The organism is Zoogloea sp., assembly GCF_017302315.1.
Classification (GTDB): Bacteria; Pseudomonadota; Gammaproteobacteria; order Burkholderiales; family Rhodocyclaceae; genus Zoogloea.
Genome location: NZ_JAFLDT010000033.1, coordinates 1 through 16,997, shown reverse-complemented (window position 1 = coordinate 16,997; position 16,997 = coordinate 1). Strand labels below are relative to the sequence as shown.

The following is a 16,997-nucleotide window of genomic DNA, read 5'->3' as shown; positions in this document are numbered from 1 at the left end:
GCCCTGCAAGTTGTCGGATTAACTCGGCGGAATCACAATTATAACTTTGCGCACCCGGCCGTCAATTCGGCCGCTACCCGGCACTGGCTGATGGCGTCCCTGATATTCAAGTTTCTTGCCGGTCTTCCCCTCGGACTCCTGCAGTCCCTGGGCGTTCTCGCTGGCTGGCTCACCTACGCCCTGTCACCCACCTATCGACGGCGCCTGCGCGCGAATCTTGAGCAGGCCCTTGGCCAGGACGAAGCGGGGCGCCTCTGGCGACGCTGCGTCGGCGAGATCGGCAAGCAAGCCCTGGAACTGCCCTGGGTGCTCCTGCGCCCCCAGGACGAGATTGCTGCCAAGGTAGTGCAGGTAAGCGGCTGGGAGCATGTGGAGGCGGCGGAAGCGAGCGGTGGCGGCATCCTGTTCATCACCCCGCACCTGGGCTGCTTCGAAATCTCGGCCCAGTACTTCTCCCTGCACAAGCCGATCACCGTGCTCTACCGGGCTCCGAAGAAGGCGGTGCTGCAACCGGTGATTGATGCCGGGCGTCGCCGCGGCAACATGCACCTGGCGCCGGCCGACGTGAGCGGTGTGCGCCGTCTGATCAAGGCCCTGCGGGCCGGCGAGGCGGTGGGCATGCTGCCCGACCAGGTGCCCGGTGGCGGAGAAGGTGCCTGGCTGCCCTTCTTCAGCCGTCCGGCGTATACGATGACCCTGGCGGCCCGCCTCTCGGAAGTCGCCGGCGTGAGCACCCTCTTTGCCTGGGCCGAACGCCTGCCCGCCGGCAAGGGCTTTCACCTGCACCTGCGCCCGCCGCTGACGCCCCTCAACGGCGACACACCCGCCCGGGCTGCTGCCATCAACCACGAACTCGAAGCCCAGATCCGCGAGAATCCTGCCCAGTACCTGTGGGGCTACAACCGCTACAAGCGCCCGTCCGGCGCACCGCCCGCACCTGCAACCCGGTAATCCCCCTTAATGAGTCGACTCATCGTTGCCCTGCTGTGGCTGCTGCACTGGCTGCCCTTGTCCATCCAGGCCCCCATCGGCCGCGGCATCGGCCTACTGCTGTACTGGATCATCGCGCCCCGCCGCCGGGTGGTGCACACCAACCTGCGCCTGTGCTTTCCCGATCTGTCCGAAGCCCAACGCCGCACCCTGGCCAGGGAACACTTCGCCTTGGCCGGCCGCAGCCTGATCGAGCGCGGACTGGCCTGGTTTGCGCCGGAGGCGCGCATCCGCCGGATCGTACGCGTGGAGGGCGAGGAGATCCTGGCCCGCCTGATCGCGCAGCGCCAGCCGGTGATCATGCTGACGCCCCACTTCCTCGGCCTGGATCTGGGCGGCACCCGGCTGGCCGCCAGCTTCGACTGCGTGAGCATCTACGCCCGCCAGCGCGACCCGGTGATCGACCACTGGCTGTTCCATGGACGCAGCCGTTTCGGCAGCCAGGTGCTGCTGCGCAGGGACGAAAGCGTGCGCGCCTCCATCAAGGCCATGAAGGAAATGCGGCCCTTCTACTACCTGCCGGACATGGACAACGGCATGGAGGACTCCATCTTCTCGCCCTTCTTCGGCGTGCAGGCGGCCACCCTCTCCGCCCTGCCCCGCCTCACCCGTCTGGGTGGCGCGGTGGTGGTGACCTGCGTGACCCGCATGCTCCCCGGCGGCCAGGGCTATGTCCTTACGCTGAGCGAACCGTGGACGGACTTTCCGAGTGGCGACGTGGAGGCGGACGTGCATCGCATGAACGCCGCCATCGAAGACCTGGTGCGCACCATGCCGGCCCAGTATTACTGGGTGCACCGCCGCTTCAAGACCCGGCCGGAGGGCGAGGCGAAGGTGTATTGAGGCGCGCAAGCCGCAGTTACCGGCTTTGCGCAACGGCCGGCTGGTGGTTCAACCCGGGCAGGTCGATGAATTCGCCCCCGGGCGACGCTTGCCTGGGCTGCGGGGATTTGCCTGTAGGGGCGAATTCATTCGCCCGCAGACGATGAGCACAGGCACGCCGATGCTGAAGGGAACAACCCTCAGCCCTGCTCGTCCTTCGCCGCCAGCTCGGCCAGCACCAGCGGAAAGGCCGCGCTGCCCACCAGCGCCACACCCGACACCAGCAGCACCAGCCCGGCCCCCGACTCCTGCAACAAGGGGTGCAGATCGGCCCCCAGGCCTGCCAGCAGCAGGCCACCGGCGATCAGACAGAGCAGGCCGGGAACCCCCAGCAGCCACGCACCGGCCGGCAAGCGCTTGAGGGCCATGCTCACACCTTCCGGAAAACCACGTCCCACACCCCGTGGCCGAGCTTGATGCCACGGTTTTCGAACTTGGTGAGGGGGCGATAATCAGGCTTTGGCGCAAAGCCCTCGGCCGTGTTGGCCAGCATCGGCTCGGCGGACAGCACCTCCAGCATCTGCTGGGCGTATTCCTCCCAGTCGGTGGCGCAGTGCAGGTAGCCACCCGGCGCCAGGCGCGAGGCGATCAGCTTGACGAAGGGCCCCTGCACCAGACGGCGCTTGTGGTGGCGCTTCTTGGGCCAGGGATCGGGAAAGTAGATGTGCACGCCGGCCAGCGAACCTTCGGGGATCATGTCGCGCAGCACCTCCACGGCGTCGTGCTGGACGATGCGCAGGTTGGTGATGCCGCCCTCCTCGATCAGCTTGCACAGGCCGCCGACGCCGGGTGCATGCACCTCGATGCCGACGAAGTCGTCACCCGGCCGCGCCTGGGCGATCTGGGCCGTGGCCTGCCCCATGCCAAAACCGATCTCCACGATCTGCGGCGCCTTGCGCCCGAAGACCTGGGCCAGATCGATGGGCTCGGGGCGGAAATCGATGCCGACCTTGGGCATCATCTCGTCGAGAAAGCGGTGCTGCGCATCCGACATGCGCCCCTGGCGCAGCACGAAGCTGCGGATGGACTGGGAGGTCAGGCGCGAGCCCGGAACCTGTTCTTCTTCGCTCATGCCGCAAATCCGAAATATGTAGGGGCGACTTCAGTCGCCCGCGGAGGTTGATGATGGAAAGGGGGAAGGCGGAAGGCGGGCGACTGAAGTCGCCCCTGCAGTTGCCCCAATTACCCGGTGTTCAGCTGCCGATCATGCCCGTGGTCGGCGAGCTCGGGCTGGCAGTGTAGAACTTGCGGGGCATGCGCCCGGCCAGGAAAGCCTCGCGGCCGGCCTCGACCCCCTTCTTCATGGCGCGGGCCATCAGCACCGGATCCTTCGCCAGGGCAATGGCTGTGTTCATCAACACTCCGTCGCAACCCAGCTCCATGGCGATGGCCGCATCCGACGCGGTACCCACGCCCGCATCCAGCAGCACCGGCACCTTCACCGCATCGCGCACCAGTTGCACGTTCCAGGGGTTGAGCACGCCCATGCCGGAACCGATGAGGCTCGCCAGCGGCATCACCGCCACACAACCGATGTCTTCCAGCATCTTGGCCTGGATGGGGTCGTCGGAGCAGTAGACCATCACCTCGAAGCCCTCCTTCACCAGCGTCTGCGCCGCCTTGAGGGTTTCGGGCATGTTGGGGAAGAGGGTATGGGGATCACCCAGCACCTCCAGCTTCACCAGCTTGTGGTCATCCAGCAGCTCCCGCGCCAGGCGCAGGGTGCGCACCGCATCATCGGCCGAATAGCAGCCCGCCGTGTTGGGCAGGTAGGTGAACTCGGACGGGGGCAGCGCATCCAGCAGGCTGGGCGCGTTTGGATCCTGCCCGATGTTGGTCCGGCGGATCGCCACGGTGACGATCTGCGCCCCGCTGGCCCGCACCGCCGCGCGGGTCTCGGTGAAATCCTTGTACTTGCCGGTGCCCACCAGCAGCCGGGAGGAATAGGCCAAGCCTGCAATCGTCAGCAAATCGTCCATCGAAGCGCCAGTCTGAAAGGGAAAGGAAAAATGAAGGGGCTGCCCGCCGCCCCAAAAACCCCGTTGCGGAGTCTAACCGCCGCCCACGGCAACGACGATCTCGAGGGTGTCACCCTCCGCCAGCAGCGTCGCGGCATGCAAGCCCCTGGGCACGATCTCACCGTTGCGCTCCACCGCCAGCCGCTTGCCGGTGAGGCCCATCTGGTCAAGCAGGCCCGCCACCGAGACAGGTGCCGCAAGGGCACGGGCCTCGCCATTGACGGTGACGGTAAGGGATGCGGAAGAAGCGGCTTGGGCAGACATGGCAAGAGTTTACCACGCCCACCGGTTGCCCTCCGCCTCCGGCCTGCGTACAATCCCGGCTCTTCGAGCGGGCGTCGTATAATGGTAATACCCTAGCTTCCCAAGCTAGAGCCGTGGGTTCGATTCCCATCGCCCGCTCCACCGGATTCCGGCAGGTCGTTGATCTGCAAGCAAAAAGGCCAACCTGAGAGGGTTGGCCTTTTTGTTGTCTGGTCGGGGGGTGGGCAGGGCTCGATCAGGTCACATGGCGGCCGTGCCACCGATCAACGGCACGCCGTAACATTCATTTCCCGCCCTCAACCCGTGCAAAGCTCGGCAGGCCCGATGCAACATCACGGAACGCGGCCAGCGCGGCCTCCAGGTGTTCGATGATCTCCTGCTGTAACACGTCCGGGGGTGGCAGGTCGTCCAGATTTTCCAGGCTGTCGTCCTTCAGCCAGAAGATATCCAGGCTCGCCTTGTCTCGGGCTATCAGTTCATCGTAAGCAAAGAACTTGAAGCGCTCGGTTTCCTGGCGCTCGTGCCGGTTCTCGGGGTTGTAGGAGACGACAAAGTCCTTCAGATCGTCCAGCCTCAGCTGACGGGTCTTGAGGGTGAAATGCTTGTTCGTGCGCAGGTCGTAGAACCACACGCCCTTCGTATGCCCCCGCCCGTCCTTCGGCGCGTTGTCGAAGAACACCACGTTGGCCTTCACGCCCTGGGCGTAGAAGATGCCGGTGGGCAACCGCAGGATGGTGTGCACATCGCAGTTCTCCAGCAGTTTGCGGCGGATCTTCTCGCCGGCACCGCCTTCGAAGAGCACGTTGTCGGGCAGCACCACCGCCGCCTTGCCGTCCACTTTGAGCATGCTCACGATGTGCTGCAGGAAGTTGAGCTGCTTGTTGGACGTGGTCTGCCAGAAGTCCTGCCGCTCGTAGGTGAGCGCGTCGCGGTCTTCGTCGCCCTCCTCGTTGGTGATGGTCATGCTGCTCTTCTTGCCGAAGGGCGGGTTGGCCAGCACGTAATCCACCCTGATCTTCGGCTCGGCGATCAGCGCATCCGCGCGCGCTACCGAGGGCTCGCCATCCAGCTCGCCGATATTGTGCAGGAACAGGTTCATCAGGCACAGGCGGCGCGTGTTGGGCACGATCTCGTTGCCGTGGAAGGTCTGCTCGCGCAGGAAGCGCTTCTGCCTCGGGTTCAGCGGGAGCAGATCCCGGTGCAGCCACGCCGCGTTGTCCTTCAGCCATTGCCCGGAACCCGACAGCCATTCGTTGGCCGTCAGGAAGAACCCACCTGTGCCACAGGCCGGGTCGGCGATGGTCTTTTCCGGCTGGGGGCGGACGCAGGCCACCATCGCCTGGATGATCGCCCGGGGCGTGAAGTACTGCCCGGCGCCGCTCTTGGTGTCTTCCGCGTTCTTCTGCAGCAGGCCTTCGTAGAGGTCGCCCTTGGTGTCGGCATCCAGCCCGATCCAGCTCTCGGCATCGATCATCTGCACCAGGCGCGCCAGCTTGGCCGGGTCCTGGATCTTGTTCTGCGCCTTGAAGAAGATGGCGCCCAGCATGCCGGACTCCGTACCGAGCTTGTGCAGGATCGCCAGATAGTGGGCCTCCAGCGGCTCGCCGGTCTTGCCGCGCAGGCTCGCCCAGTCGTAGCCCGCGGGGATGCGGGTGTCGCGCTTGTAGGGCTCCTGCGCGTATTCATGGGCCAGCTTGAGGAACAGCAGGTAGGTGAGCTGCTCCAGATAGTCGCCATAGCCCACGCCGTCGTCGCGCAGGGTGTGGCAAAAGTTCCAGACCTTCTGGATGAGGGAGGAGGTGTTCATCTTCAGCGTTCCGTTGCGGCGGGCATCAAATACCCATCAAGTAGCGTTCTCTCCGCACCGCATTGTTTTTTAATGGATTTATTTTCTTGTGCGACAGGTATCGGGTGTTCCATCAAGTACCCATCAAGTAAATCACGCCCAGTTCGGCACGTAACGCCTGAGCTTGGGTGCCGCGTCCGGGTCATGCAGACGAACCATTCCCGCACCCAAAGCCTCCTTGATGAGGCGGGAGGCGGTGGCGCTGTTCCTCGTATCGATCCCGAAGCGTTCCCGCAGAGAGCTATTGGTCATGAATTCCCGCTGCACATACCGCAGGCAGGCGTGCAGATACACGGCACGGACGCGATCCGCCTGATCCATCTGCGTCAGGCTGCGCGGGGCGAACAAAGTGCTGCGGGTCGAGTCGCCCACTACGTCGAATGCCGGCGCAGGTAGCTGGTAGAACTCGGCCTGGGACACCACCTTGTCCACTCCGCTGCCACGCTCTTCACAGATGCCCATGCGCCGCATCAGCGAAGCCAGCGCCTCATTGCGGGAGCGCGGCGGACTGTCCAGCATCCGGGCGGTGTCCACCAGGGGCAGGCCCGGGTTGGTGATCTCCATCCGGTCATCAAAGATCTCCACCATGGGACCGCTGCCGGTAATTGAGAAATCCTGGTGGATCAGCGCATTGGCAACCAGCTCCCGAATCGCCAGCTCCGGATACACCGGCACCGCCTTGCGCAGCGCTTGCCCGATCACTTCATTGACCGGAAGAAGTCCGTTGATGAAGCCGATCAGCCCTTCGAAGCCTGCCGCATAGCCCTTGTTGCCCGTCTGCTCCCGCAAGGTCTCTACACGGCCTTTACCCTTGTAAACAATCACACGCACGGCTTTGCGCTGCAGTCGCCCGAAATCTGACAACTGCTTGGCTAGCAGGATTGCGCCGAGATTCATCACATTCCAGTAGCCACCGCCAGCAGGCTCGATCAGCCGGTCGGCGGCAAGGGCGTCCAGAATGGCAGCCCGGCCATCGGGTAAGGAGCGGTCGATCAGGTCAAAGTAGCTCGGGTAATCCAGCCGTTTCAGTACTTCTTCCGCACTCAGCTTTTCCACGGCTGGCAAGCGCTCGAAGGGGGTGGCATCGAGCACGCGCCAAAGCTCACGCTCCTTTTCCTGAAAGTCTTTCAGGCGCTTCTTGTAGGAACCGATGCGGATGAATTCGGCCCCACCGAACTGCACGGGGTGGCGATACGCGCAATCAATCTCCAGCAGTACCAGCGGCAAGCCATCCAGGGCCAGCTGGACGAAGTGAAAGCCAATCTTTGGGGCTAGCTGGCGCAGCAGCCAGCTCTCCAGTTCTTCGTTGCCGACGCGTTTGTGAGCGGGGTCGAAAGTCGTGCCTATCGCCCGATGTGTCGTGTCATCCACGCCCCAGAGCAGATAGGCATGGGCCTTGCCTTCCAGTGCCGCGGTGTTGGCCAGCGCCGAGATGTACTCGCCGATCTCCCGCGGCTCCGCATTGTTGTGCTTGAACTCCAGCCAGCCCGTTTCGCGGGGCAGGGCACGCAGTTCGTGAGCCAGGCTGACCCAATACTGTTCGTCACGCATGGGAGGCTTCCTTCGCTCTGCATGTGCGGGGCTTCTTCATGATGGCCCGGGCGGACTGCTCGCTGCGGATGCGGGTGACGCGCTTGTAGGGCTCCTGCACGTATTCAGGGGCGAGCTTGAGGAACAGCAGGTAGGTGAGCTGCTCCAGACCGTCACCGTAGCCCACGCCGTCGTCGCGCAGGGTGTGGCAGAAGTTCCAGACTTTCTGGATGAGGGAGAAGGTATTCATGAGCGGGGATAACAACTGACCCTGAAAACTTATTTCATTCAATTGCTTAGGCTTGCTGTGCGAGTTGTTATCCTCGGCGGAAGATAGTAAACGCAGAGCGCGGAGCGCGCGCTCGAAGCACCGAAAGAAAACAAAGATGAGCAGGCCTTGATCCACCCAGCGCCTTGCCCACCATCTTGCCGGACACGCGCTTGGTTTCCAGCGTGTCTGACTCGGCCCGGGGCAAGACCCAGTCCAGAAGCTGCCGAGCCCAATGCGCGTCCGCTTGCGATAGCGTGATCATGCGGCTTTCTTCTTCCGCCCCCGGCGGGTTAGCGTGCCGCGCTGTGTGGCACGCTCGGCGCGGATGCGTTCGAGCAGCACGGCGGCCGGTTCGTCGTCGGGGTCTTGGGGAACCAGCTGGCCGGAGAAGGCGGCGCGGAGGATGTTCTGGCGTTGGGCTGTGGACTGGTGGAGTGCGTGGTCTATCGCAATCGCGCTCGAAAGAGCTTCTTGTCTCACAAGATCTAAGACTCTCAAGGCCGTCATTTGCTCACTGATTGGAGGGACGGGAATCGCTACAGAGACGATGTCAGGTTGCGAGATCTTGTAGATGCCGGCAGACGTTCGCGCACGTCTTTCAAGGTGAAGACGCACTAGGGCACTATCCCAAAGCGTCGAAATCCAGCCTGGAGTCACGATGCTTTCCAATACTCGCAGCCTGATTAACGTATCGGGGTATGCAATAGGCTCAGTAACCGCCGGAACCAAGCCCATACGCCCTAAAAGAGACAAAGACCCATTTCCTCGAACTACTAGCAGATCCCCCTTGCTTAACGCGAAAGGACGAGCATCCTTGTCCGTCCACGCCCCACATTTAAACTCCTTCAGGTCTATCTGCCCATCACGAACAGCCGTTAGTCTCAAGACCTTTGCCCCGTTATCTGCGGTCGGAACGGAGCGCCCATTAGCAAGGTCACCGGGTGAAAGCTGATCCACACTCGCCCACACCCACCCTTCCGGCAGTTTCGGCAAGTCAGCGGTATCGGGCTGCACTGGCTCGGGGTATTTCTTCTGCCAGTCCTTCGGCGGCGTCTTGCCCTGCTCCTTGAATTTGGCAAGTTGCCCGGCCTCCCAGCGGGCGCGGCGTTCGGTGAGGATGCGTTCGAGCAGTTGCGCGCCGGTCTCGGTGGGGCGGTTGTGTCGGCGCCAGTCGGCGGTGAGCGCGCCTTCGACGGCGGCTTTCAGGAGGGATTGGCGGTATTGGGTGAGCTTCTTTTGGGCCGCCTTGAGCTCGGCCACGCCGGCATCGAGATCGGAGAGCAGTTCTTCGAGTTTGCCAACGATGCGGGTTTGCTCGGCTGCGGGCGCAACGGGGATCTGTGCGTCAGCTAACCACTTGGTTGAGACACGCAACTGACCCGCGCTCCCTGTCATGTTCTGCCGTGCGTGTTTTCGGAAGGCTGATTGAGACAAGAAATGCGCCAGCCAGCTTGGCCGGACCTGACTCATCGCCCGCAAGACGTGAAACTCGGTGGACCCAAAAGCAAGTTGGTCCGGCAATGGCGGCACCACAGCCAGTTTGCCGTTTTCCATGCAGGGGGTGATTTTCGCAAGCAGCACGTCATTGGCCAAAAACGACGTGTAACCCTTCTGCACATCGCCAAGCGGCCGCCTTGCTGAAACGTCAATTCCACCAAACTCCTCGGTCACGGCGCTCATTGGCACAAAGTGCACAGGTTTACCGACAGCACTTGGAACCAGGCAGAACGCGCGTGGATTGATCTCTGCAATATCCGACAGTGGAGCAAGCACCCACGTCCCGGGCAACTTCACAAACTCCCTCACGCCACCAACTCCCCATTCATCTCATCCATCAACCTGTCCAGTTCCTTGCCAAACAGCCCCCAGGCCTTCTGCAGCCCGCCCTTGTCCGCCAGCTCGGCGTAGTCGAAGTCATCCCGGTGGATGGCGCAGGCGCTGGCGATGTGGTCCTTCATCATCCGCAGCCATTCGGTCTGCTCGGGGGTGAAGGCAGTGGCGCGGCGCGCATTGTGACGGAAGATCCAGGCCTGGAAGCGTTTATCCACCTCGTCGGCGAAGGGCCTGAGTTCGCCGTCCAGCCCCAGCGCAAAGCGCAGCAGCGAGACCAGGTCGGTGAGCTGGCGCCTGCTGTTCATGCCCTTCACCTGGCTGGCATGCACGCGGGCGTAGGCGCTCCACAGGCGCTCGGTGGTGAGCATCAGCGGCGGCTTGGCGAGGTGGGCGTGGAGTTCTTCGATCATCTCGAAGCTCAGCGCCCGGCGCTGATAGGGCTGCTGGTAGAAGAAGTCCAGCGCGGCGATCTCGTCCTTGTGCTGCTGAATATAGTCGGCAAAGCGCTGGATCACGGCCTTGGCCTCTTCCTCGGCCTGCTCGGCATAGCCCGAGAAGATGAGCTCATCGACGTTGATGTGGTCGATGATCTGCTCGCGCTCGCGGCGGGCGTTCTCGACCTCGTCGCGCAGCTCGGGTTTGTCAAAGGGCGCGCAGGCGGCGGCCACGCGTTGGGCGCGGGCAGCGGCGATCTCCGCGGGGAGCAGGGTGTCTTCGGAACGGGTGATACCGGCGGCTCTGGCGGTGGCCAGTGCGGCCTCGACGATGGCGTCCGGATCGAGCGCGGCAATCAGGCTTTTGCCCAGCTCGCCCACCGGGATGCCGCCGCTGGCTTTCTCGATGCGGGAGCGGGCCTTGTCGTCGAGCTGCTTGGCGAGGCGCACCAAACGGTTGGCGAGGGAGAGCACGGTGTCGTCGTCGCGGCTGCCCATGGCCACGCCTTGCAGCAGGTCCTTGAGGGGCACGCCGGGCTTCTTTTCCAACTGCCGGCTTTCGGTCTTGAGGGATTTCTCCACACCCACGGCGTCGATCAGCACGAAGCGGGTCTTGGCACCGTCCGCGCTGTTGCTCACGCGCCGGAGGCCGTCGCCATCGAGGCTGCGCACGCCGCGGCCCTTCATCTGTTCGTAGTAGCCTTTGCTGCGCACATCGCGCATGAACAGCAGCACTTCGAGGGGTTTGACGTCGGTGCCGGTGGCGATCATGTCCACGGTCACGGCGATGCGCGGGTTGTAGTCGTTGCGGAAGCTGCTCAGCACGCTGTCGGCGTCCTCCTCGGCGCGGTAGGTGACCTTCTTGCAGAAGGCGTTCCCCTGGCCATAGACCTCGCGCACGATGTTGATGATGTCGTCGGCGTGGCTGTCGGTCTTGGCAAAGATGAGCGTCTTGGGCGTCTCTTTGCGGGTTGGGAAGATCTCCGTCTCGACGGCGGTTTTCATGGCCTGGATCACCTTGCGGATCTGGCTCGGGTTGACCACAGACTTGTCGAGGGCCTTACCGGCGTAGGCGGTGTCGTCCTCGGTCTGGGCCCAACGCCGCTTGCGGGTCTGACGATCACGGTGGTCTACCCACTCCCGGGCTTTCAGCCGGGCACCTTTCCGGGTGATCTCGGTTTCGATGGTGTAGACGTCGTAGCCGACGTTGACGCCGTCGGCGACGGATTGCTCATAGGTGTATTCGGCGACGATGTTCTCGTTGAAGAAGCCGAAGGTGCGCTTGTCGGGGGTGGCGGTGAGGCCGATCAGGCTGGCATCGAAGTAGTCGAGCACCTGCTTCCACAGGTTGTAGATGCTGCGGTGGCATTCGTCGATGATGATGAAATCGAAAGTCTCGACGGGCACCGCCGGGTTGTAGCGGACGAGCTTTTCCTGTTTTGCGGTTTGCTGCACTTCGTTGAGCGAGACATCCTCGGCCGATTCGTCGATCGGCTCGCCGCTGAGGATGGAGTACATGCGCTGGATGGTGCTGATGCACACCTTCGAATGCGGGTCGATGCTGGGCGAGGCGAGCCGCTGCACGTTATAGAGCTCGGTGAAATTGCGGCCATCGTCGGGCGGCGTGTAGGCCATGAACTCCTGGTGGGCCTGCTTGCCGAGGTTGCGGGTATCCACCAGAAACAGGATGCGCTTCGCCCCGCCAAACCTCAGCAGGCGATAGACCGAGGTGATGGCGGTAAAGGTCTTGCCCGCGCCGGTGGCCATATGCACCAGGGCGCGGGGTTTGTTGAGTGCCAGCGAGTGTTCCAGCCCGGTGACGGCGCCGATCTGGCAGTCCCGCAGGTTTTCCTCGGGCAACGCAGGCATCTGACCGGCAAGCCTGCCGCGCAGGGTGTCCGGCTGCGCCAGCCACTCAGCCAGGGTTTCGGGTTTGAAGAAGTGGAAGATCTCGCGGGACCTCGGCGCCGGGTCGGCGCCGTCAGTGAAGCGGATGATCTGGCCGGTGGCCTCGAACAGGAAGCGCAGCGGGCTGTCATCCTTGCGCCACTTGAGCCGGGCGGAGGCATAGCGCTCGGTCTGGGCCTCGGTGGCGGTCAGGTTTTCACCGGCGCTGTCTCTCTTGGCTTCGATCACGCCCACGGCATGTCGGGCAACAAACAACACGTAATCCGCCGGCCCGCTATCGGTGGGGTACTCGCGCACCGCGACGCCCAGACCCGCCGACAGGTCGAGCTTTTTCAAATCCTGCACGACCCAGCCGGCCTTCTCCAGCCGACTGTCGATCTCGATCCTGGCCAGAGATTCCGGAGTCATCGTTTTCTTCTGCGCTCGTCGCTTGTTTGTTGATGTTCAGGGAATATTTTAGTGGCGATAGGCTGACACCGGCACTTCCATTACAGAAGATTCTCGGCAATAGGCAGCCGTTCGCTCAAGTCAGCACCTGCAGCAGCTAACGAACACTGAAATTTCGCGCAGCAACAGACATCGCGTCGGATACCATCCGCGACATGCAGCAGATGTTGAATCCATAAGCACACTTCCGCGCTCACCATGTCCATTCCCGACTATCAATCCCTGATGCTGCCGCTCTTGGCCCTGGCTGCAGACGGCAATGAGCATCGCTTCCGCAACGCAGTCGAGCAACTGGCCGCCAGGTTCGAATTGTCCGATGACGAGCGGGCCACGATGCTGCCCAGTGGTACGGCACCGATGTTCGACAACAGGGTCGGATGGGCAAAGACCTACCTGAAGCAGGCGGGGTTGATCGATGCCACTCGGCGGGGCTACTTCCGGATCACGCCGCGGGGTACCGAGCTTCTCGGAACACGCCCGGACCAGATCGACAGTGCCCTGCTGGCAGAGAAGTATCACGAATTCAGGGCGTTCAGGTCACGCAGAAGTGAGGGCAACGGCGTGCTGCAAGCTGACTTCCCGATGACCTCCCCGCCCCAGACCGCGACACCAGCGACGCCGGAAGCCACACCGGAGGAGCTCTTCTCGCAGGCCTATCAGCGACTGCGCAGCAATCTCGAAGCCGAGGTGCTGGAGCAGGTGAAGGCCGCCACGCCCGCCTTCTTCGAGCGCCTGGTCATCGATCTGCTGGTCGCGATGGGCTACGGCGGCTCACGCCAGGACGCGGGCAGGGCGATAGGCAGAAGCGGCGATGGCGGCATCGACGGGATCATCAAGGAGGACAAGCTGGGCCTCGACGTGATCTACGTGCAGGCCAAGCGATGGGAGGGTACCGTCGGGCGTCCGGAAATACAGAAGTTCGCTGGAGCTCTTCAAGGACAGCGTGCGAACAAGGGGGTGTTCATCACTACGTCAGGATTCTCGCGAGAGGCCCATGAGTATGCGGGAATCATTCCCTTGAAGATCATTCTTGTGGGAGGCGAGCAGTTGGCCGCCTTGATGGTCGATCACAACGTCGGGGTTTCTCCGCTTAGTCGATTCGAAATCAAGCGGGTCGATTCGGACTACTTCGAGGGGGACAGTGTCTGAGACGGGGCTGTCTTCGGGGGGCTGCGGATTGTGTGCGCCTCGAAGACATCAACGAACGCTTCGAGCATGACTGGATGGCTACCCGACCGCGCCAGCCGTTCGCATGGGGCGACTGGCGGTCGATGAAGCCTTCACCGGGCAGGGCCTGGGTGGTGCGCTACTCGCCGATGCGCTTGAGCGGGCCATCCGGTCAGGAATTGCGGCCTACGCCCTGATGGTCGATGCCAAGGATGGCACGGCCAGCGCATGGCGTGTCACACGGCCCCGGGGCGCCCCCCTGCCAATGACACCCACCCGGCACCTCCCCTTGCGATGCCGCCGCTCGTCACCCCGCCAAGGGCAGACGCAGCGTGACCCGCAGCCCCGGCTCGGCATCGTGCAGCGCCATCTGCCCGCCGTGGCGGCGCACGGCGCGTTCGACCACCGGCAGGCCCAGGCCGGTGCCGGGCTGGCCGCGGTCTTTCGTGCCCCGATAAAAGGGTTGGAGCAAGGTTTCGCGCTGCGCCGGGGGCATGCCCGGGCCGTGGTCGCGCACGCTCAGCACGGCCTCGCCCCCCTGCGCCTGCAGGTCCACTTCCAGCGGTGGGCGCCCGTAGCGGCGGGCGTTGTCCAGCAGGTTGAGCAGGCAGCGCTGCAACACGATGCGCGAGGCTGGCTCGACCCACAGGGCTTCGCCTTCGGCGGGTAGCCGGGCGTGCACGTCGGCGTGGTCGCCATTGCCCAGCAGCTCGCGCACCAGGGCGTGCAGCTCCACCCTTTCGTCCAGCGGCTCGGTGGCGGTACGCACCAGGGCGATGAAGGAGCCCACCAACTCGTCGGCCAGTTGCGCGTTGCGCACGATGCTCTCGCGCCGCGCGGCAACGCCGGGGGCCTCGGGCAGCAGTTCGGCGGCCAGCCGGATGCGTCCCAGCGGTGAGCGCAGATCGTGGGAGATGCCGGCGAGCATCATGGCGCGGGCATCGTCCTGCTGCACGCGCTGGGCGGCAAAGGCGTCGAATTGCTGCGCCAGCTGGCGCAGCTCCTGCGGCCCGCGCGGTTTGAGCGGCGGCGGCGGCTCGCCGGTCTCGGCAAAGAGCCTGACGCTGCGCTGCAATTCCTGAAGGGGGCGGGCCACGATGCGGCTTAGCCATGCCGCCGCGAGCAGAAAGACCACCACCGCCAAGCCCAGCCCGATGGCACCGCGGGCGCGCAGGCCGGGATTTTCCAGTGCGCCGTGGATTCCCACCCAAACGGCCGTCTGGTCCGCCGATCCGAGTTCCAGCCAGGTGATGGATTCGCCATGCTCGCCGCTGACTGCCATTCGCCCCACCTGGATACCCTGTTCGCGCAGCCCCTCGCGCAAGGCCGTGTAGCGCGGTGCCAAGGCCGTCGGTTCGATGAAACGTGCCCGCAACGGCGGTGGCCCCGGCTCCAGATCGACGGGCACCAGCACGTCCACTCCCTGGGGCAGGACGGGTGCTTCGCCGCGCAGCAGCTGCGCCTGCAAGGGCTTCAGGGCCGCCGACCAGGTCGGGAGCGCTGCCTTGGCAAACACGCTGGCCTGATCATTGAAGAGCACCAGCACGAGCATCGCCACCAGCAACGCGGCCACCCCCACCTGAAGCAGGAAGATCCGCGCAAAGAGGGTGTCGAACCAGGGCGCCCTCATGGCGCACTCACACGGCGATCAAAGCCGGCTGCCGGTGAACACATAGCCTTCTCCACGCACGGTCTCGATCCAGTCGCGCCCGCCGGGTGCGGCGGAGAGCTTCTTGCGCAGGCGCGCCACCTGCACATCCACTGCGCGGTCCATGGGCACATAGTTGCCCGGCTGCACCGCCGCGGACAAGGCCTGGCGGGACACACACACGCCGGGCTGGCTGGCCAGGGCCAGCAGCAGTTTGAATTCGGTGGAGGTCAGAGACAGCGGTTCTCCCTGGCACTTCACGCGCCGCGCCAGCAGGTCCAGCGTCAGTCCGTCAAAGCGGAGCTGGGTCCGGCGCATGACCGCCTGCTGACGCCTTGCCAGCGCGCGCACCCGCGCCACCAGCTCCCGTGGCTCGAAGGGCTTGCCCAGGTAGTCGTCGGCGCCCAGCTCAAGACCCAGCACGCGGTCGAAGGGATCGCCCCGCGCCGTCAGCATGAGCACCGGCAGCTCGTGGCCGCTCTCCCGCAGACGCCGGCACAGGTCGATGCCGTTGGCGTCGGGCAGCATCAGGTCCAGCAGCAGCACGTCGGGTTCGAGCCGGGTCAGATCGGCCAGCCCCTGGGCCGCGGTGCCGGCGCAATGCACACGCATCCCGTGCGCGTGCAGCAGCTCGGCCACCATGGCCGCGAGCTCGGCGTCGTCGTCCACCATCAGGACGGTGAGGGGGTCTTGGGGAAGAGCAACAGGCATGGCATGCAGTTTACGCCGGCCGGGCGTGGCGGCCTTTGATGTTTCAACACTGACATATTTCGTCGCACAACGACAGGCACGGACGCCGGCCCATGGCCTGTAATGCAGTCGTGCCAGACCTGCCGTCACCGGCTGCAGGACACACCCGCAGGCCTTCGGGCCACCGACTGTTTCATCCATTTTCCAGGAGTCATGCCATGAAAACCACTGCCATCCGATCCAGCCTTGTCTGCTGTGCTGTCCTGCTGTCCCTATCCACCTTGTCCACGACGGCCAGCGCCCGCGACCGCAGCACCAGCTTCAGCGGCCCCCAGGGTCAGACCATGACCCGCAACGTCAGCCGCGCCCACGGCGATGTGTCTTCCAGCACCACCGGCCCCGGGGGGCGGAGCATGAGCCGTCAGACGGTGCGGGGCGACGGCCACGTGGATAGCTCGGTCACCGGCCCCAACGGCCAGAGCGCCACCCGCACCGTGGCGCGCACGCCGGAGGCGACGGACGCGGTCGTCACCCTGCCCAACGGCCAGACCATGACCCGCTCCACCACCCGCCAGCCGTGATCACCATGCGCCCATTCCATCTCACCACCACAACGGCGGCCCTGGTGCTGGCCTTGCTCGGCGCCGGCCTGGCGCCCACCGCCCACGCCCAGGCGGCCAACCGGGCCTGTCGGGCCGACTTCACGAAGTTCTGCAAAGGCACCACGCCCGGGGAAGGGCGCGTGCTGGCCTGCCTGCGCCAACACCAGGACCAGATCTCCGCCGACTGCAAGGCCAGCCTTGAGACGGCCCAGGCCTGCGCCGACCAGGCCCGCCAGCTCTGCGGCGGCGACGGCAAGGGGCCGGATCGCAAGGCCATGCGTGAATGCCTGCAGCAGCAGCGCGAGGCACTCTCCGCATCGTGCCGCTCGCAACTGGCGGTGCCCTGACCGGCCCCGCGCGCGTTCAGCCACGGATCACGCACCATGCCCCCACTGCAGGAGGCGATACCGCAACACTGGCGACCCTGGCTGCTGGCACTGGGCCTGGGCCAGATCGGAAGAGCGTCG

Annotated in this window: 16 protein-coding genes, 1 tRNA gene and 1 pseudogene; 7 read left to right on the top strand and 11 right to left on the bottom strand. The window is 64.5% G+C overall.

Going from position 1 to position 16,997, the window contains the following annotated elements:
- The first annotated feature begins 90 nt into the window (after nt 1-90).
- Together J0L98_RS11460 and J0L98_RS11455 are read left to right on the top strand one after the other, a co-directional pair.
- Nucleotides 91-951 carry a lysophospholipid acyltransferase family protein gene (locus J0L98_RS11460; RefSeq protein ID WP_296411924.1) on the top strand — a complete coding sequence of 287 codons (861 nt, stop codon included), beginning with the start codon at nt 91-93 and terminating at the stop codon, nt 949-951.
- Nucleotides 952-960: 9 nt separating this feature from the next.
- On the top strand, nt 961-1,833 hold the full coding sequence (locus J0L98_RS11455; RefSeq protein ID WP_296411923.1) for a lipid A biosynthesis acyltransferase: 873 nt from the start codon (nt 961-963) through the stop codon (nt 1,831-1,833).
- Nucleotides 1,834-2,012: 179 nt separating this feature from the next.
- Here the strand turns inward: J0L98_RS11455 and J0L98_RS11450 are convergent, their stop codons facing one another.
- From J0L98_RS11450 to thiS, 4 genes are all read right to left on the bottom strand, one after another.
- Nucleotides 2,013-2,240 carry a hypothetical protein gene (locus J0L98_RS11450; RefSeq protein ID WP_296406875.1) on the bottom strand — a complete coding sequence of 76 codons (228 nt, stop codon included), beginning with the start codon at nt 2,238-2,240 and terminating at the stop codon, nt 2,013-2,015.
- A gap of 2 nt (nt 2,241-2,242) precedes the next feature.
- Entirely contained in the window at nt 2,243-2,944 is a 702-nt protein-coding gene (trmB, locus tag J0L98_RS11445; RefSeq protein ID WP_296411922.1) for a tRNA (guanosine(46)-N7)-methyltransferase TrmB, read from the bottom strand.
- Between the two features lie 121 nt (nt 2,945-3,065).
- Nucleotides 3,066-3,851, bottom strand: a complete 786-nt coding sequence (locus J0L98_RS11440) for a thiazole synthase (protein ID WP_296411921.1) — start codon at nt 3,849-3,851, stop codon at nt 3,066-3,068.
- A gap of 72 nt (nt 3,852-3,923) precedes the next feature.
- The gene (gene thiS, locus J0L98_RS11435) at nt 3,924-4,154 is read right to left on the bottom strand and encodes a sulfur carrier protein ThiS (RefSeq protein ID WP_296411920.1); all 231 of its coding nucleotides are present in this window, start codon (nt 4,152-4,154) and stop codon (nt 3,924-3,926) included.
- A gap of 67 nt (nt 4,155-4,221) precedes the next feature.
- Here thiS and J0L98_RS11430 point away from each other — a divergent pair.
- A tRNA-Gly gene (locus J0L98_RS11430) sits at nt 4,222-4,295 on the top strand.
- A 142-nt stretch (nt 4,296-4,437) separates the two neighbouring features.
- On the opposite strand, the gene J0L98_RS11425 is transcribed toward J0L98_RS11430, so the two are convergent.
- The 5 genes from J0L98_RS11425 to J0L98_RS11405 form a co-directional block, all read right to left on the bottom strand.
- Complete coding sequence (locus J0L98_RS11425; protein WP_296411919.1) at nt 4,438-5,961, bottom strand: class I SAM-dependent DNA methyltransferase; 1,524 nt, start codon at nt 5,959-5,961, stop codon at nt 4,438-4,440.
- 132 nt (nt 5,962-6,093) lie between these two features.
- A complete protein-coding gene (locus J0L98_RS11420; RefSeq protein ID WP_296411918.1) occupies nt 6,094-7,551 on the bottom strand; it encodes an ATP-binding protein in 1,458 nt (485 codons plus the stop codon).
- On the bottom strand, nt 7,544-7,780 hold the full coding sequence (locus J0L98_RS11415) for a type I restriction-modification system subunit M N-terminal domain-containing protein (RefSeq protein ID WP_296411917.1): 237 nt from the start codon (nt 7,778-7,780) through the stop codon (nt 7,544-7,546). Before J0L98_RS11415 ends, J0L98_RS11420 begins: the two co-directional genes overlap by 8 nt.
- A 279-nt stretch (nt 7,781-8,059) precedes the next feature.
- Nucleotides 8,060-9,481, bottom strand: a complete 1,422-nt coding sequence (locus J0L98_RS11410) for a hypothetical protein (protein WP_296411916.1) — start codon at nt 9,479-9,481, stop codon at nt 8,060-8,062.
- A gap of 122 nt (nt 9,482-9,603) precedes the next feature.
- Nucleotides 9,604-12,384 (bottom strand): type I restriction-modification enzyme R subunit C-terminal domain-containing protein, encoded by a 2,781-nt coding sequence (locus tag J0L98_RS11405; protein ID WP_296411915.1) that lies wholly within the window; start codon nt 12,382-12,384, stop codon nt 9,604-9,606.
- A gap of 237 nt (nt 12,385-12,621) precedes the next feature.
- Here J0L98_RS11405 and J0L98_RS11400 point away from each other — a divergent pair, with 237 nt between their 5' ends.
- Complete coding sequence (locus tag J0L98_RS11400) at nt 12,622-13,572, top strand: restriction endonuclease (RefSeq protein ID WP_296411914.1); 951 nt, start codon at nt 12,622-12,624, stop codon at nt 13,570-13,572.
- 103 nt (nt 13,573-13,675) lie between these two features.
- Nucleotides 13,676-13,780, top strand: a pseudogene (locus tag J0L98_RS21605) (GNAT family N-acetyltransferase); the annotation flags it as partial.
- A 117-nt stretch (nt 13,781-13,897) separates the two neighbouring features.
- Here J0L98_RS21605 and J0L98_RS11395 read toward each other — a convergent pair.
- Entirely contained in the window at nt 13,898-15,220 is a 1,323-nt protein-coding gene (locus tag J0L98_RS11395) for an ATP-binding protein (RefSeq protein ID WP_296411913.1), read from the bottom strand.
- Nucleotides 15,221-15,238: 18 nt separating this feature from the next.
- Entirely contained in the window at nt 15,239-15,949 is a 711-nt protein-coding gene (locus J0L98_RS11390) for a response regulator transcription factor (RefSeq protein WP_296411912.1), read from the bottom strand.
- Nucleotides 15,950-16,146: 197 nt separating this feature from the next.
- Here J0L98_RS11390 and J0L98_RS11385 point away from each other — a divergent pair, with 197 nt between their 5' ends.
- Both J0L98_RS11385 and J0L98_RS11380 read left to right on the top strand, forming a co-directional pair.
- Entirely contained in the window at nt 16,147-16,509 is a 363-nt protein-coding gene (locus J0L98_RS11385; RefSeq protein WP_296411911.1) for a hypothetical protein, read from the top strand.
- A gap of 5 nt (nt 16,510-16,514) precedes the next feature.
- Nucleotides 16,515-16,877 (top strand): cysteine rich repeat-containing protein, encoded by a 363-nt coding sequence (locus J0L98_RS11380; protein ID WP_296411910.1) that lies wholly within the window; start codon nt 16,515-16,517, stop codon nt 16,875-16,877.
- Nucleotides 16,878-16,997 lie beyond the last annotated feature (120 nt).

Coding starts and splice junctions, on each gene's coding strand:
- J0L98_RS11460 (WP_296411924.1), top strand. CDS start 91: ATGGCGTCCCTGATATTCAAGTTTCTTGCCGGTCTTCCCCTCGGACTC.
- J0L98_RS11455 (WP_296411923.1), top strand. CDS start 961: ATGAGTCGACTCATCGTTGCCCTGCTGTGGCTGCTGCACTGGCTGCCC.
- J0L98_RS11450 (WP_296406875.1), bottom strand. CDS start 2,240: ATGGCCCTCAAGCGCTTGCCGGCCGGTGCGTGGCTGCTGGGGGTTCCC.
- trmB (WP_296411922.1), bottom strand. CDS start 2,944: ATGAGCGAAGAAGAACAGGTTCCGGGCTCGCGCCTGACCTCCCAGTCC.
- J0L98_RS11440 (WP_296411921.1), bottom strand. CDS start 3,851: ATGGACGATTTGCTGACGATTGCAGGCTTGGCCTATTCCTCCCGGCTG.
- thiS (WP_296411920.1), bottom strand. CDS start 4,154: ATGTCTGCCCAAGCCGCTTCTTCCGCATCCCTTACCGTCACCGTCAAT.
- J0L98_RS11425 (WP_296411919.1), bottom strand. CDS start 5,961: ATGAACACCTCCTCCCTCATCCAGAAGGTCTGGAACTTTTGCCACACC.
- J0L98_RS11420 (WP_296411918.1), bottom strand. CDS start 7,551: ATGCGTGACGAACAGTATTGGGTCAGCCTGGCTCACGAACTGCGTGCC.
- J0L98_RS11415 (WP_296411917.1), bottom strand. CDS start 7,780: ATGAATACCTTCTCCCTCATCCAGAAAGTCTGGAACTTCTGCCACACC.
- J0L98_RS11410 (WP_296411916.1), bottom strand. CDS start 9,481: ATGAGCGCCGTGACCGAGGAGTTTGGTGGAATTGACGTTTCAGCAAGG.
- J0L98_RS11405 (WP_296411915.1), bottom strand. CDS start 12,384: ATGACTCCGGAATCTCTGGCCAGGATCGAGATCGACAGTCGGCTGGAG.
- J0L98_RS11400 (WP_296411914.1), top strand. CDS start 12,622: ATGTCCATTCCCGACTATCAATCCCTGATGCTGCCGCTCTTGGCCCTG.
- J0L98_RS11395 (WP_296411913.1), bottom strand. CDS start 15,220: ATGAGGGCGCCCTGGTTCGACACCCTCTTTGCGCGGATCTTCCTGCTT.
- J0L98_RS11390 (WP_296411912.1), bottom strand. CDS start 15,949: ATGCCTGTTGCTCTTCCCCAAGACCCCCTCACCGTCCTGATGGTGGAC.
- J0L98_RS11385 (WP_296411911.1), top strand. CDS start 16,147: ATGAAAACCACTGCCATCCGATCCAGCCTTGTCTGCTGTGCTGTCCTG.
- J0L98_RS11380 (WP_296411910.1), top strand. CDS start 16,515: ATGCGCCCATTCCATCTCACCACCACAACGGCGGCCCTGGTGCTGGCC.